Below are 14,901 nucleotides of genomic sequence, written 5' to 3'. Positions count from 1 at the left end.
GTTCCGCGCAAACGACGCCCACGGCCTGACGACTCTCCACGTGCCGCCCCACCACTCCCCCGAACCCGCCGAATCGAGCGAACTCGCGCGCAGCTTCCTGGGCGTGTTCCGCTACAGCGGGCGCGCACTGGAACTGGTATGGAGCACCAGCCATGCGCTGACCGTCGCGCTGGCCGCGCTCACCCTGATTGCCGGCCTGCTGCCCGCCGGCATCGCGTACGTCGGTGCGCACATCGTCGACGCGGTGGTGACCGCCAGTCGTCTATGGGCCGCCAACGGCCATGCACCGCTGCGATCGGCCTTCGAATGGGTAGCGCTGGAAGGCGTGCTGGTGGCGGCGCTGGCCGGTGCGCAACGTGGCTTGTCGCTGTGCCAGTCGCTGCTGCGCGCGCAACTGGGCCAGCGCGTCAACGTGATGATCCTGGAGAAGGCGCTGACCCTGGAGCTGGCGCACTTCGAGGATTCGGAGTTCTACGACAAGCTGACCCGCGCCCGGCGCGAGGCGTCGAGCCGGCCGCTGTCGCTGGTCACGCGCACGTTCGGACTGGGCCAGAACGCGATCTCGCTGCTCAGCTACGGCAGCCTGCTGTTCCAGTTCTCGCCGTGGGCGGTGGCGGTGCTGCTGCTGGCCGGCCTGCCCTCGTTCTTCGCCGAGACCAAGTTCTCTGGCGACGCGTTCCGCCTGTTCCGCTGGCGTTCGCCGGAAACACGCATGCAGCTCTACCTGGAAACCGTGCTGGCGCGCGAGGACCACGCCAAGGAAGTGAAGCTGTTCGGCCTCGGTCCGCTGCTGCTGCAGCGCTATCGCGACATCTTCCACAGCCTGTACCGCGCCGATCGCGACCTCGCCGTGCGCCGCGACGGCTGGGGTTTCGTGCTGGGCCTGCTGGGCACGCTGGCGCTGTACGGCGCCTATGCGTGGATCGCCGCCAGCACGGTGATGGCCCGCATCACCTTGGGCCAGATGACGATGTACCTGGCGCTGTTCCGCCAGGGCCAGTCGGCGGTGTCGGCGATGCTGTCGGCGATCGGCGGCATGTACGAGGACAACCTCTACCTCTCCACGCTGTACGAGTACCTGGAAACCCCGGTGCCGCCGGCGACCGGCATGGCGCAGCGCGGCGCGAAGCCCGAGGACGGCATCCGCTTCGAGCAAGTCAGCTTCACCTACCCCGGCGCCAGCGAGCCAGCGCTGCGCGACATCGACCTGCACATCCGCCCCGGCGAATCGCTGGCCCTGGTCGGCCAGAACGGCTCGGGCAAGACCACCTTGATCAAGCTGCTCACGCGCCTGTACACGCCCGACAGCGGCCGCATCCTGCTCGACGGCACCGACCTGCGCGAGTGGGACGAAGCCGTGCTGCTGCAGCGCATCGGCGTGATCTTCCAGGACTTCGCCCGCTACCAGATGCGCGTGGGCGAGAACGTCGGGGCCGGCGACGTCACCCACTTCGACGACGAGATGCGCTGGCGCGAAGCCGCCGACAAGGGCATGGCCAGCGACTTCATCGACAGCCTGCCCGCCGGCTTCGAGACCCAGCTGGGCAAGTGGTTCAACGACGGTCGCGAGCTCTCCGGCGGCCAGTGGCAGAAGATCGCGCTGGCCCGCGCCTTCATGCGCTCCCGCGCCGACATCCTGGTGCTGGACGAACCCACCGCCGCGATGGACGCCGCCGCCGAGGCCACCATCTTCGAGCATTTCCGCGAATTGGCGGGCGGGCGCATCGCAATCCTGATCTCGCACCGCTTCTCTACGGTGCGCATGGCCGACCAGATTATCGTGATCCAGGATGGCCGCATCGTCGAGCACGGCAGCCACGAGCAGCTGATGGCGCTGGGCGGGCACTATGCGCAGCTGTTCTCGTTGCAGGCACAGGGCTACCGCTGATCCGGGCAGTCGGCTTGACCATCGCCGCCCGCGCGCCCCATGCTTTGTCGTCTTGTCTTGATCGAAACACCCGCATGAGCAGTCGCTACAACGCCGCCGACATCGAAGTCCTCTCTGGCCTGGATCCGGTCAAACGCCGCCCCGGCATGTACACCGATACCACCCGGCCGAACCATCTGGTGCAGGAGGTAGTGGACAACTCGGTGGACGAGGCGCTGGCCGGCCACGCGAAAAGCATCGAGGTGGTGCTGCACGACGACGGTTCGGTGGAAGTGAGCGACGACGGCCGCGGCATGCCGGTGGACATCCACCCGGAGGAAGGCGTTTCCGGTGTCGAACTGATCATGACCCGGCTGCACGCCGGCGGCAAATTCAGCGGCAAGAACTACAACTTCTCCGGCGGTTTGCACGGTGTCGGCGTGTCGGTGGTCAACGCGTTGTCCGACCGCGTGGAAGTCACGATCCGCCGCGACGGCTCCGAGTACCAGATGGTGTTCGCCCACGGCGACAAGATCAGCCCGCTGGAAGTGATCGGCACGGTGCCAAAAAAGCGCAGTGGCACCACGTTGCGCTTCTGGCCGGAAGCGAAGTATTTCGACTCGCCGAAGATCTCGCTGGGCAAGCTCAAGCACCTGCTGCGCGCCAAGGCCGTGCTGTGCGCCGGCCTCAACGTGAAGCTCACCGACGCAGCCTCGGGCGAAGTCGTCGAGTGGCACTACGAGGACGGCCTGCGTGATTACCTGCGCGGCGAACTCGACGGCATCGAGGCGCTGCCGAACGAGCTGTTCGTGCACCACATGGCACGCGACGTCGAAGGCCTGGAAGTGGCGCTGGCCTGGCTGCCGGAAGGCGAGCTGGTGCAGGAGAGCTACGTCAACCTGATCCCCACTGCGCAGGGCGGTACCCACGTCAACGGTCTGCGCACCGGCCTGACCACCGCGATCCGCGAGTTCTGCGACATCCGCAACCTGCTGCCGCGCGGGGTGAAGCTGGCGCCGGAAGACGTGTGGGAGCGGCTGTCGTTCGTGCTGTCGGCACGGCTGCAGGACCCGCAGTTCGCCGGCCAGACCAAGGAGCGACTGTCCTCGCGGCAGACCGCCGGCATGGTCGAGAACGTCATCCACGACGCCTTCAGCCTGTGGCTCAACCAGCACGTGGAGATGGGCGAGCGCATCGCGCAACTGGCGATCGAACGCGCCAGCGCACGGCTGAAGGCGGCCAAACAGATCGTGCGCAAGAAGATCACCCAGGGCCCGCAATTGCCCGGCAAGCTGGCCGACTGCACCGCGACCGACCTCAGCCGCACCGAACTGTTCCTGGTCGAGGGCGACTCCGCCGGCGGCAGTGCCAAGCAGGCGCGCGACAAGGAGTTCCAGGCGATCCTGCCGCTGCGCGGCAAGATCCTCAACACCTGGGAAGTCGAATCGACCTCGGTGCTGGCCTCGGAGGAAGTGCACAACCTGGCCGTGGCGATCGGCTGCGACCCGGGCAAGGACGACCTGTCCAGCCTGCGCTACGGCAAGGTGATCATCCTGGCCGATGCCGACTCCGACGGCCTGCACATCGCCACCCTGCTGTCGGCGTTGTTCCTGCGGCATTTCCCGCGGCTGGTCAGCGAAGGCCACGTGTTCGTGGCGATGCCGCCGCTGTTCCGCGTCGACGTGGGCAAGCAGGTGTTCTACTGCCTGGACGAGAGCGAGAAGGAAGCGATGCTGCAGCGGATCGAGCGCGAGAAGATGAAGGGCGCGGTCAGCACCACCCGCTTCAAGGGCCTCGGCGAGATGAACCCGCCGCAGCTGCGCGAGTCGACCATCCATCCGGACACGCGTCGCCTGGTGCAGCTCACCGTCGGCGACGACGACGGCACCGCCAAGCTGATGGACATGCTGCTGGCCAAGAAACGCGCCGGCGACCGCAAGTCCTGGCTGGAAGAGAAAGGCGACCTCGCCACGCTCGAGGTCTGAACGCCCTGCGTCGCCGCCTGGATTCCACGTCACGGAACTCCGGGCAGCCGCATTGCATCCGTTCTGATGGATGCCGCGTATCTACAGGCGCTTCCAATCCGCGAAGCGGAAAATCCTGGAGAACTTCATGAAGACTCATTCCCGCATGCGCACCCTGGCTATGGGCCTTTCCCTGGCACTAGCCACCGCAGCCGCAGTGCCGATGGCCATGGCCGGACAGATGAATTCGTCGATGAGCATGCAGAAAACCGTGATGGTCGGCGGGGCCGCGATGTATCCGTCGAAAAACATCATCGAGAACGCGGTGAACTCGAAGGATCACACCACGCTGGTGGCCGCGGTGAAGGCTGCCGGCCTGGTCGAAACACTCGAAGGCCCGGGTCCGTTCACCGTATTCGCGCCGACCAACGAGGCATTCGCCGCGCTGCCAGCAGGCACGGTCGACAACTTGCTGAAGCCCGAGAACAAGGCCACCCTGACCAAGGTGCTCACCTACCACGTGGTGCCCGGAAAATACACGGCGCACGACCTGGCAAAACTGGCGAAGGCGCATGGCGGCAAGGCGATGCTGAAAACAGTCGAGGGCGACTCGATCACCGTCGCCGGCAAGGATGGCAAGTGGACTGTCACCGATGCCAAGGGCAATGTGGCCAACATCACGATTGCCGATGTGACGCAGTCGAACGGCGAGATCTTCGTGATCGACAAGGTGTTGATGCCGTAACAACTCCCGCCAAGATCGTCTTGCTGCTGCCGCCCGGTGAACGCCGGGCGGCTTTTTTTGTGGCGATGGCAGGGTTATCGTGCGAACTGGTTTTCCGCGAGCACGACGCATGGCCCTGCTGCCGCCACTCAATCTTGAACGCTGGATCGACGAACACCGTCACCTGCTGAAGCCGCCGGTGGGCAACAAGTGCATCGTCGACGGCGACTTCATCATCATGATCGTGGGCGGCCCGAACGCGCGCACCGACTATCACTACGATGAAGGCCCCGAGTTCTTCTATCAGCTCGAGGGCGAGATCACGTTGAAGGTGCAGGACGACGGCGTGGCGCGCGACATCCCGCTGCGCGCCGGAGAGATCTTCTACCTGCCGCCATGCGTGCCGCATTCGCCAAACCGCGCCGCCGGCTCCATCGGGCTGGTGATCGAGCGCCGCCGTCTGCCCGGCGAGAAAGATGGCCTGATGTGGTTCTGCGAGCAGTGCAATCACAAGCTGTACGAGGAGTACTTCACCCTCGCCAGCATCGAGCAGGATTTCCCGCCGGTGTTCGAGCGTTTCTACGGCTCACGCGAGGCGCGCACCTGCGGCGCCTGCGGCCAGGTGCATCCCGCCCCGGGAAAATACCTGTAGAAGCGCAGCCTACGTTTTCGCCAGCCACTTGCGCGCCATCCGCCGCAACGACGTGTCGAGTGTCTCGTCAGCGGCCACCTCGTTCACCGGCCGCCATGCCAGCGCGCGCGATTCGGCATTGACCACGAACGACTCATCCCCACCCGCACGTACCACGTAACGCACATCGTAATGCCAGTGCTCCGGCTCGCTGCCGCGGGCCGGGATGCGATGGCGGTCGATATCGAAGATGCCGCCTTCGACGCGCAGGCCGGCAACGCCGGTTTCCTCCTGCGCCTCGCGCAACGCCACCCGCGCCAGGTCGATATCGCCATCGGCGTGGCCGCCTGGTTGCAGCCAGCGATCCAGTTTGCGGTGATGCATCAGCAACACGCGCGCACCGTCCGCGCTGACCAGCCAGCAGGAGCCGGTGAAATGGCCGATCGCGTTGCTGCGCTCGAAGGCATCCGCATGCGTATGCAGGAACGTCTCGAACTGCGCGGCGACCGCGGCCTCCCCCTGCCATTGGTCACGGTAGTGCCGGATGGCGTCGATCATGACGATGGCTGGCTGTTGCATGGGCGTCCGTCGAAGCGGGTTGAAACTCGTCACGGCATGTTTCGCCGCAACATGAACGAAGCTTGTACATCATCTATCGCTGGGCTATGTTGGCCCGCCATTGCCCGCCTGTAGCACCCATCCGCCGCAGAGCGGAAGCGGGCAAAAATCACTTGAGGGGAGCTTGATGATAAAAGGTCTGTTTGCCACTCACGCAATCGAGGCGATGCCTCGCGTGGATGCGGGCGAGCCCGTCGAAGGCAGTTCGGAGGGCGAGGTCACCCTCAAGCGCGTACTGACTGCCCGGCATCTGGTGATGCTTGGTATCGGCGCCGTGATCGGTGCGGGCATTTTCGCCATCACCGGTACCGCCGCCGCCCAGTTCGCCGGACCCGCGCTGATCATCAGCTTCCTGATTGCCGCCGTCGCCTGCGGGCTGGCGGGCATGTGCTACGCCGAGTTCGCCGCGATGCTGCCGGTGTCCGGCAGCGCCTATTCGTATTCCTATGCGACCCTCGGCGAAGTGGTTGCCTGGTTCGTCGGCTGGGCGCTGGTGCTCGAATACCTGTTCGCGGCATCGACCGTGGCGGTGGCGTGGTCGGGATACTTCGGCGAAATGCTGCGCATGCTCAGCTCGATGTCGGGGCTGAATTTCAACTTGCCAGCAGCGCTCTCCTCGGCTCCGCTCACCTTCGCCGAAGGCGGCCACAAGCTGGTTTTCACCGGCGCCCTGATCAACCTGCCGGCGATCCTGATCGTCAGCGCGATCAGCTGGCTGTGCTATCTCGGCATCACCCAGTCGGCGACCGTCAACGCGATCATCGTGGCGATCAAGGTGATCGTGATCCTGCTGTTCCTGGTCGTGATGTTCAACTACATCAACGCCGACCTGTGGCATCCGTTCATTCCGGCCAACGAAGGCGGCTCGAAGTTCGGCTGGAGCGGCATCTACCGCGGCGCCACCCTGGTGTTCTTCGCCTATATCGGTTTCGACGCGGTTTCCACTGCCGCGGGCGAGGCGAAGAACCCCCAGCGCGACATGCCGATCGGCATCCTCGGTTCGCTGCTGATCTGCACCGTGCTGTACGTGGCGATGGCTGCCGTGATGACCGGCACCACGCCGTTCCGCATGCTCAATACGCCCGAGCCGGTCGCTACCGCGATCAACTATGTGCTCGGCACCGTCGCTGCCGGCAGCGCGTCCAGCTATCTCCTGGGCGCGCTGAAGATCCTGGTGGTGTTCGCCGCCCTCGCGGGTTTGAGTTCGGTGGTGCTGGTGATGCTGATGGGCCAGCCGCGCATCTTCTATTCGATGTCGCGCGACGGCCTGCTGCCGCCGGCACTGGGGCGCCTGCACCCGAAACACCGCACGCCGTATATCGGCACCATCATCGTGGGCGTGATCGCTGCCACGCTGGCGGGCCTGTTCCCGGTGGACGTGCTCGGCGACCTGGTCTCGATGGGCACCCTGCTGGCCTTCGCCACCGTATGCATCGGCGTGCTGGTCCTGCGTCGTACCCGCCCGGATATTCCCCGCGCATTCCGTGTGCCACTGCCGTGGATCGTATGCCCGCTGGGCGCCCTCGCCTGCCTGTTCCTGTTCTGGCAGGCCTTCCAGGTGCGCTGGCCGTTGATGCTCGGCTGGATCGCCATCGGCTTCCTGATCTACGCCTTCTACGGCTACCGCAACAGCAAGTTGCGGCAGACCGCCCACTGACGAGCCATCAGCGGCCGGCGCACATCACGCCGGCCGCTGCGTTTGTGATGCCCGCCAGGCAGCACCGCACACCCGCTTTCGAAGACGACTTCCCATGCTCAAGCAGTTGCTCGCCCGCAAGACCGACTTCAACGAACCCGACGACAGCCACGGCCCCACCCTGCGCCGCACCCTGGGGCCATGGGGACTGACCGCGCTGGGCATCGGTGCGGTGATCGGCGGCGGCATCTTCGTGATCACCGGGCAGGCCGCGGCCGACCACGCCGGCCCGGCGGTGATCCTGTCCTTCATCCTGGCGGCGATCTGCAGCACGTTCACCGCGCTGTGCTACGCCGAATTCGCCACGTTGATCCCGGTCTCCGGCAGCGCCTATTCCTACGCCTACGCCACCCTTGGCGAACTGATGGCGTGGTTCATCGGCTGGAACCTGGTGCTGGAATACGGCGTGTCCGCCTCGGCGGTGGCGGTGAGCTGGACCGGCTATTTCCTCAGCCTGCTCCAGCATATCGGCAGCACCTTCAACATGGACCTGAGCCTGCCCGCGGCACTGACCAATGCGCCGCTGGCGTTCACCGCCGACCACCAGCTGGTTGCCACCGGTGCGCTGTTCAACCTGCCGGCGGTGGTGCTGATCCTGCTGCTGACCTGGATCTGCTACGTCGGCATCCGCGAGTCGAGCCTGGCGAACGCCGCGATGGTGGCGCTCAAGGTCGGCCTGATCACCCTGGTGATCGTGGTCGGCTGGCGCTATGTCGACCCGTCCAACTGGACCCCGTTCGTGCCCGAGTCGCAGGGCCACTACAAATACGGTTGGGGCGGCGTGCTGCGCGGCGCGGCGATGGTGTTCTTCGCCTACATCGGCTTCGAGGCCACCTCGGTGGCGGCGCAGGAATCGCGCAATCCGCAGCGCGACCTGCCGATCGGCATCCTGGCCTCGCTGGCGATCTGCACCGTGCTGTACATCGCGATGGCCGCGGTGATGACCGGCCTCAGCTCGTACACCCTGCTCGGCACCGACGAGCCGGTGGTGACCGCGCTGCGAGGGCATCCCCAACTGGAATGGCTGCGCTGGCTGGTGGAGGTCGGCGCACTGCTCGGCCTGTCGTCGGTGGTGCTGGTGATGATCATCGCGCAGCCGCGCATCTTCATGATCATGGGCCGCGACGGCATGCTGCCGAAGGTGTTCACGCGAATCCATCCGCGCTATCGCACGCCGCACCTGAATACGCTGATCACCGGCGCCGGCATTGCCCTGCTCGCGGCGATCTTCCCGCTGGACGTGCTGGGCGACCTGGTCTCGATGGGCACGCTGATCGCGTTCATGGCGGTCTGCGCGGGCGTGTGGATCCTGCGGCATACCCGGCCGGAGCTGCCACGCACCTTCCGCGTGCCGTTCGCACCGGTGGTCTGCACGCTCGGCATCCTCAGTTGCCTCGCCCTGCTGTCCACCATGGCCTGGTACAACTGGTCGCTGATGGTCGCCTGGACCCTCCTCGGATTGGTGATCTATTTCAGCTACGGCAACCGGCACAGCCACCTGCGTGGCACCACGGAAGACTCCGCAGCACGATAAATCACTATTTTCATCGAACGTCGATGAAAATCATCGAATCAACCTCAAATATGCATAAATTCGACTATCATCGAAGAATGAGAAAATTCTCTACATGTCTTGAAAATTTTCACGTAACTCATTGTTTCAATTTTATTTAACGAGAACTTTTCAAGAGAAATCGAGGGAGCGATCGCCCTTTCTGCGAACTCGGGAGTATCATCCTCAGTCCGCGGGTTGATCACTTGGCAGTGGGCCCCGGATCGCGGCTCGGCGCGTCAGGTGGGTAGCTCCTCACCCTGATGTGTCCGGGCCGCACTTTTGTCCGCGCCTCGCCGCCCTTCCTTTGCCGGTTCACGCAACGACAACGAAAAAGGCCGGCGATGAGCCGGCCCTTTCCATGCAACCTGTGTGATCGTGGTGCGATCAGGCCTTCTTCAACGTGTGCGACACGCACCAGCCCTTCGCATTCACCGACTTGCCCGGGAACAACTGGCACGGACCGCGACCGGTGGGGCCGCCACTGTAGAACTGGCAGTTGGTGCAGTCGTCGCCGGCCTTGTGCTTCGCGTTGGCGGTCTTCGTGGCGTCTTCCACATAGCCCAATGCCTTCGCGGTCGGATCCGACTCGCTCACCGGCGGCAGATCCGCCGCCCGTGCAAAGCGCGGCAAGCTACCGATGACCATAGCCGCCGCCGTTGTGCCAGCAGCCACCTTGAGGAACCGGCGACGCGATTCGATATCTTGTTCTTTCGACATGGGCAAGCCTCCGTCGGAATCTGTCCGGCACACCCTGCGCCAGATCCGCGCCGATGTTACGCCCGGCGCCAAAATTTTTCCTGACTTGCGAGAATGGCTCTCATTACGGTCAGGCGGCGAGCACACGCATGCTATAGTTGACGCTCATTTGGACGTCCAAATCGCATGAGCCAGATCCTCCCAGCCACGATCCCCGCCAACGTGTTCGAGCAGTGCGCCGATGCCATTGCCGACGTCGCGCGCGAGCTGTCCGTGCTGGGCTGGACGCCGGCGACCAGCAGCAACTTCTCGATGCGGGTCGATGCAAGCCACGCGGCAATCACGGTATCTGGCCGGCACAAGGGCAGGCTCGGCCGCGACGACATCATGCTGATCGACCTGGATGGCCATGCCGTCGGTACCGATGCCAGGCCGAGCGCCGAAACGGCGCTGCACACCCAGATCTACCGGCGCTGGCCAGAAATGAACGCGGTACTGCACACCCACTCGCGCACGCAGAGCGTGGCGTCGCGGCTGTTCGCCGGCGAGGGCGTGATCCGACTGCAGGGCTGGGAGCTGCAGAAGGCGATCAGCGGTTACCGCACCCACGAAAGCGTGCTGGAGATCCCGGTGTTCCCGAACACCCAGCACATGCCCGAACTGGTGGCCCTGGTCGACGCCTGGCTGGATGCAGGCAAGCCGCTGCATGCCTACCTGATCGACGGTCACGGCATCTATACCTGGGGCCGCAACATGGCCGAGACGCAGCGCCATCTGGAAGCGCTGGAGTTCCTGCTCGGCTGCGAACTTGACCTGAAAAGACTGAGGGCATCATGAGCCGCCTGCGCATCTTCGACGAAACCCGACCGCAATCGCCGCTGGTGGTGATCGACGAACACGCCGCCATCGCCGCGGAGCTCGGCAAGGCGGGCGTCCGCTTCGAGCAATGGGAAGCTAGCCAGCCGATTGCCCCAGGCGCCAGCCAGGACGAGGTGATTGCCGCCTATCGCGGCGACATCGACCGGCTGATGCGCGAGGAAGGCTACCAGGCCGTGGACGTGATCAGCCTCGCTCCCGATCACCCCGACCGCGCGACGCTGCGCCAGAAATTCCTCAGCGAACATACCCACAGCGAGGACGAGGTGCGCTTCTTCGTCGCCGGCGCCGGCCAGTTCACCCTGCACCTCGGCGGCAAGGTCTATGACATCCTGTGCGAACAGGGCGACCTGATCGGCGTACCCGACGGCACCCGCCACTGGTTCGACATGAGCGAATCGCCCTACTTCGTGGCAATCCGGCTGTTCACCAACAAGGAAGGCTGGGTGGCCAACTTCACCGGCGACGACATCGCCTCGCGCTTCCCGCGCATGGCGCCTGCCGTGTAGGAGCCCGCTCGCGGGCGATGCTCTTCCCGAACCTCGGACCCCGGATCCCGAAGCCATGATCGAAATCCGCGCCATCGTCACCGACATCGAGGGCACCACCAGCTCGATCGACTTCGTCCGCGACGTGCTGTTCCCATACGCGCGCAAGCGGCTGCCCGCCTTCGTCGAAACCCACGGCAACAAGCCCGAGGTGCAGCACTGGCTGCATGAGGCGGCCCGCGAGGCCGGGCTGGTCGAGGCCAGCCGCCAGGACATCATCGAGCTGCTGCTGCAGTGGATCGACCAGGACCGCAAATCCACCGCGCTGAAGGCGCTGCAGGGCATGATCTGGAAGGACGGCTACGAGGCCGGTGACTACCGTGCCCACGTCTACCCGGAAGTGGCAGCGCGACTGCGCGACTGGCGCGCGGACGGGCTGCGGCTGTACGTCTATTCCTCCGGCTCGGTGCCGGCGCAGAAACTGTTTTTCCAGCACAGCGAAGCCGGCGACCTGGGCGCGCTGTTCGCCGGTTACTTCGATACCGAAACCGGGCCGAAGCGCGAATCCGAATCCTACCGGCGCATCGCCGAAGCGATCGACGAGCAGCCCCGGCACCTGCTGTTCCTGTCCGACATCGTGGAGGAACTCGACGCCGCACAGGCGGCCGGCTTCCACACCGGCTGGCTGGTGCGCGAGCTGCAGACGCTGCCCAACGCGCCGCGCCATGCGGTCTATCGCGATTTCGACGCGATCACGCCGTGAAACCGCCGCATGCGCCCCACCATGCGTAGCACCCTGACCGTCCTGCTCGCGTTCGCCGCCGGGGTGCTGCTGGCGACCTGGTGGTCCGGCCACCTGGCGATGCCATCGACCGCCAGCCATGCCGCCACCACGCCCGACAGCATGGCATCGGACGCCGTGCCAGAGGACGACGCCGATGTCGACCGCTGGCCCAGCCAGGCTCCCACCCCGGAACAGGTGCTGTACGCGCAGCCACGGATGATGCGCAACGCGCTGGCCGAACTCGGCCCGCGAGTGCCCGGCAAGCCGAACCTGTACCTGCTGGCCATCGCCGGCGATGGCAGCGAGGACGTGTTCCACAACGAGGCCGAATACGCGGCACGGCTGTTCGCCCAGCGCTTCGGCGCCAGCGCCCACAGCCTGGTGCTGGAGAACAACCCGGCCACGCTCACCACCCGGCCGCTGGCCAGCTGGAGCAATCTGGAAACCGCGCTTGACGGCCTGGGCAAGACGATGCAACCGGACCAGGACATCCTGCTGCTGTACCTCACCAGCCACGGCAGCGAGGATCACACCCTGTTGCTGGACATGGACCCGCTACCACTGGACCAGCTCGGCGCCAGCGACCTGGCCAGCATCCTGGCCATGCACCCGTTCAAGTGGAAGGTACTGGTGGTCAACGCCTGCTATTCCGGCGGCTTCGTGCCGCCGCTGCGCGGCCCCGGTACCCTGGTGCTCACCGCCGCCCGCGCCGACCGCAGCTCGTTCGGCTGCGGCAGCGACTCGAACATTACCTACTTCGGCAAGGCCTGGCTGGTCGACGCGCTGAACCACACCGACAATTTCGTCGACTCGTTCAAACAGGCCAGCATCCAGATCAGCCGCTGGGAGCAGCAGGACAAGCTCACCCCGTCGGAACCGCAGATCGACATCGGCAGCGGCATTACCGAACAGCTTGCCTTGTGGCGCAAGAATATCGTGGCCGGTCCGCCGGTAGCATTCAAGCCGCCGGCCACGAAAGCCGTCGCCCGCTGAAGCGGCACCCAACGCTGGAGGCACACCTCACGCGGGCTTGCTTGTGCGGCCCGCATCCGGCGGCGTGTCGTCAAGTCGCCTTGATGTGCAGACCGCCTATTGCTGAGTGCGGCAAATCGGCGGCAACCACTTGGCGGGAACGTCACCACCACATGACCAGTGGACCGTGTTGTCGCGGACATATGGCGTCAGCAACAGCGCGTGGCCGCGCACGGGCGACCTGATGAAATTGACGGTCAGCGCGCCATGGCTGCCCAGCGTGATGCTGGACACGCTGGAATCGCCGGCAAACGGCGCCAGGCCAAGCTGCCCGATCGAATCGGGCCACTCTTGGTGACTGACGCCAAATTGCGCCACCGCCTCGCGATAGGGAGTGCTGTCCGCCATTGCCACGTTCAAGGCCGCACGCCCCAGATAATCCTGATACGCGGGAATCGCGATCGCTGCCAGGATCGCGATGTAGGCGATCACGATCAGTCCACCGCCGATACCCAACCCGGGCACACGCGGCAAGATCAGGCTGATCAGATAGGCGAATGGATTGCGCGCCCCAAGCTTCGGCTTGCGTTGCTCGGCGAGCGCACGCAGCCACGCATGGCGCTTGTTCAACCAGGGATAGTCGCCGACCAGCTCGTGCAACGACATCCAGAAGCCCGGCGCCGCCGTCGCGCTCTCGCTGTAGTCCGCCAGATTGACTTCGCGCCAGAGGCGTTTGCCGGCAGCCAGCGTGACCAGCCCGTATTGGGCATCCTCTGGATTCTCGCAGACGGCCAGACCATGTCGGTCACAGGTGTATTCGCGTGCGCGCGAATAGGCTGCGCCGATCAACGGCAGGAACATCGCTGGGGCCAACACCTTCGCCCAGGTCAGGTGATGCCTGCGCAGATGACCAAGTTCGTGGCCGATGTAGAAATTCAGGGCCCCCGGTCGGGCTTCGAAGCTCTCCACCACATCCGACAGCAGCACGACGAAATTGCGCCCAAGGAAACGCATTGCGAAGGCATTCAACACACCGTTCCCATTGACCAGATACGCCTCCGGGAGCTCCCGCACGCCAAGCTTGCGCGCACAGTCGGACAGACGTTGATACAGCTCGGGCATCTGCCTCGAACTGATACGAATCGCATTGCCGCGCAAGTGCGCGATCAGCGCCGAGTGCGCAATGACCGCAAACAGCGCGAACAGTAATAGGTAAATCAACAACACACCGACGGTGCCGAACAGAAGCAACAGCCAGATGACGATAGACAGAACGAGCGCGATCGCACGCAACGTCGTCTCGTTCTTGTAGACGAGGTCGTTCACTAGATGGTCTCCCTGAAGGCACATCCCCGATGCGCCTCGCCAGTCTAGGGCAATCTATCGATGCCAGCTAGGACTTGATCTCGCCGTGCCGCGCTTGTAACTGCGAAACCACCTGTGCCAGATCGAGTTCCCGCGCACGCAGCAGCACCATCAAGTGATAGACCAGGTCCGCCGCCTCACCCAGCAGCTCGGCATCGTCCTGCGCCACCGCAGCAAGCGCAGTCTCGACGCCTTCTTCGCCCACCTTCTGCGCGATGCGACGAATGCCACCATCGAACAGCCGGGTGGTGTAGCTGCCGGCCGGACGTTCAGCGTAACGCTGCTCGACCAGGGCATCGAGTTCGGCGAGAAAGCCGAGCGGAGGTCGTACGTCGGCGCTGTCGCCGAAGCAGCTGGAGGTGCCGAGATGGCAGGTCGGCCCCTGCGGGGCGGCCTGGATCAGCAAGGTGTCGGCGTCGCAGTCGATGCGGATCGACTTCAGCGCGAGCACGTGGCCGGAGCTTTCGCCCTTGGTCCACAGGCGTTGCTTGCTGCGGCTGTAGAAGGTGACGTGGCCGCTGGCTTGCGTCTGCGCCAGCGCCTCGGCGTTCATGTAGCCGAGCATCAGCACTTCGCCGCTCAGCCAATGCTGCACGATGGCGGGCAACAGGCCGTCGCCCTTGGCCCAGTCGAGGCGGCTGGTATCAGTGTTGTCGCTCATCGCT

The 14,901-nt window shown here is 65.0% G+C and carries 14 protein-coding genes; 10 read left to right on the top strand and 4 right to left on the bottom strand.

The features are described 5' to 3' along the window. Positions 1–40: 40 nt before the first annotated feature. From QQA13_RS06560 to QQA13_RS06545, 4 genes are all read left to right on the top strand, one after another. Complete coding sequence (locus QQA13_RS06560; RefSeq protein WP_234411310.1) at positions 41–1,888, top strand: ABC transporter ATP-binding protein; 1,848 nt, start codon at positions 41–43, stop codon at positions 1,886–1,888. Positions 1,889–1,962: 74 nt separating this feature from the next. Further along, on the top strand, positions 1,963–3,852 hold the full coding sequence (parE, locus tag QQA13_RS06555; RefSeq protein ID WP_108471405.1) for a DNA topoisomerase IV subunit B: 1,890 nt from the start codon (positions 1,963–1,965) through the stop codon (positions 3,850–3,852). Positions 3,853–3,979: 127 nt separating this feature from the next. Beyond that, the gene (locus tag QQA13_RS06550) at positions 3,980–4,576 is read left to right on the top strand and encodes a fasciclin domain-containing protein (protein WP_108471634.1); all 597 of its coding nucleotides are present in this window, start codon (positions 3,980–3,982) and stop codon (positions 4,574–4,576) included. A 109-nt stretch (positions 4,577–4,685) separates the two neighbouring features. After that, the gene (locus QQA13_RS06545) at positions 4,686–5,207 is read left to right on the top strand and encodes a 3-hydroxyanthranilate 3,4-dioxygenase (protein ID WP_108471406.1); all 522 of its coding nucleotides are present in this window, start codon (positions 4,686–4,688) and stop codon (positions 5,205–5,207) included. 9 nt (positions 5,208–5,216) lie between these two features. Here QQA13_RS06545 and QQA13_RS06540 read toward each other — a convergent pair whose 3' ends face one another. Then, positions 5,217–5,765, bottom strand: coding sequence for an NUDIX hydrolase (locus tag QQA13_RS06540; protein ID WP_108471407.1), 549 nt, complete (start codon positions 5,763–5,765; stop codon positions 5,217–5,219). A gap of 166 nt (positions 5,766–5,931) precedes the next feature. On the opposite strand from QQA13_RS06540, the gene QQA13_RS06535 reads away from it, so the two are divergent. Both QQA13_RS06535 and QQA13_RS06530 read left to right on the top strand, forming a co-directional pair. Continuing rightward, positions 5,932–7,461, top strand: a complete 1,530-nt coding sequence (locus QQA13_RS06535) for an amino acid permease (protein WP_108471408.1) — start codon at positions 5,932–5,934, stop codon at positions 7,459–7,461. A 94-nt stretch (positions 7,462–7,555) separates the two neighbouring features. Further along, a complete protein-coding gene (locus QQA13_RS06530) occupies positions 7,556–9,034 on the top strand; it encodes an amino acid permease (protein WP_108471409.1) in 1,479 nt (492 codons plus the stop codon). A 405-nt stretch (positions 9,035–9,439) separates the two neighbouring features. On the opposite strand, the gene QQA13_RS06525 is transcribed toward QQA13_RS06530, so the two are convergent. After that, positions 9,440–9,772 (bottom strand): high-potential iron-sulfur protein, encoded by a 333-nt coding sequence (locus QQA13_RS06525; RefSeq protein WP_108471410.1) that lies wholly within the window; start codon positions 9,770–9,772, stop codon positions 9,440–9,442. 165 nt (positions 9,773–9,937) lie between these two features. On the opposite strand from QQA13_RS06525, the gene QQA13_RS06520 reads away from it, so the two are divergent. From QQA13_RS06520 to QQA13_RS06505, 4 genes are read left to right on the top strand one after another with little or no spacing between them, the layout of a single operon-like run. Next, the gene (locus QQA13_RS06520) at positions 9,938–10,588 is read left to right on the top strand and encodes a methylthioribulose 1-phosphate dehydratase (RefSeq protein ID WP_108471411.1); all 651 of its coding nucleotides are present in this window, start codon (positions 9,938–9,940) and stop codon (positions 10,586–10,588) included. Further along, positions 10,585–11,136, top strand: a complete 552-nt coding sequence (locus tag QQA13_RS06515) for a 1,2-dihydroxy-3-keto-5-methylthiopentene dioxygenase (RefSeq protein WP_108471412.1) — start codon at positions 10,585–10,587, stop codon at positions 11,134–11,136. The genes QQA13_RS06520 and QQA13_RS06515 overlap by 4 nt, the downstream gene beginning before the upstream one ends. Before the next feature lie 55 nt (positions 11,137–11,191). Then, the gene (mtnC, locus tag QQA13_RS06510; protein WP_108471413.1) at positions 11,192–11,878 is read left to right on the top strand and encodes an acireductone synthase; all 687 of its coding nucleotides are present in this window, start codon (positions 11,192–11,194) and stop codon (positions 11,876–11,878) included. 21 nt (positions 11,879–11,899) lie between these two features. Beyond that, positions 11,900–12,892: a C13 family peptidase gene (locus QQA13_RS06505; RefSeq protein WP_108471635.1), complete on the top strand. Its 993-nt coding sequence runs from the start codon at positions 11,900–11,902 to the stop codon at positions 12,890–12,892. A 96-nt stretch (positions 12,893–12,988) separates the two neighbouring features. Here QQA13_RS06505 and QQA13_RS06500 read toward each other — a convergent pair whose 3' ends face one another. Beyond that, entirely contained in the window at positions 12,989–14,197 is a 1,209-nt protein-coding gene (locus tag QQA13_RS06500; protein WP_159082177.1) for a M48 family metallopeptidase, read from the bottom strand. A gap of 67 nt (positions 14,198–14,264) precedes the next feature. Further along, positions 14,265–14,897, bottom strand: a complete 633-nt coding sequence (hisIE, locus tag QQA13_RS06495; protein WP_108471415.1) for a bifunctional phosphoribosyl-AMP cyclohydrolase/phosphoribosyl-ATP diphosphatase HisIE — start codon at positions 14,895–14,897, stop codon at positions 14,265–14,267. Between the last annotated feature and the right edge of the window lie 4 nt (positions 14,898–14,901).

Origin of the sequence: Rhodanobacter thiooxydans (assembly GCF_030291135.1) — a bacterium.
GTDB classification, from domain to species: Bacteria; Pseudomonadota; Gammaproteobacteria; order Xanthomonadales; family Rhodanobacteraceae; genus Rhodanobacter; species Rhodanobacter thiooxydans_A.
This window is presented reverse-complemented; position numbering and strand designations above follow the sequence as displayed.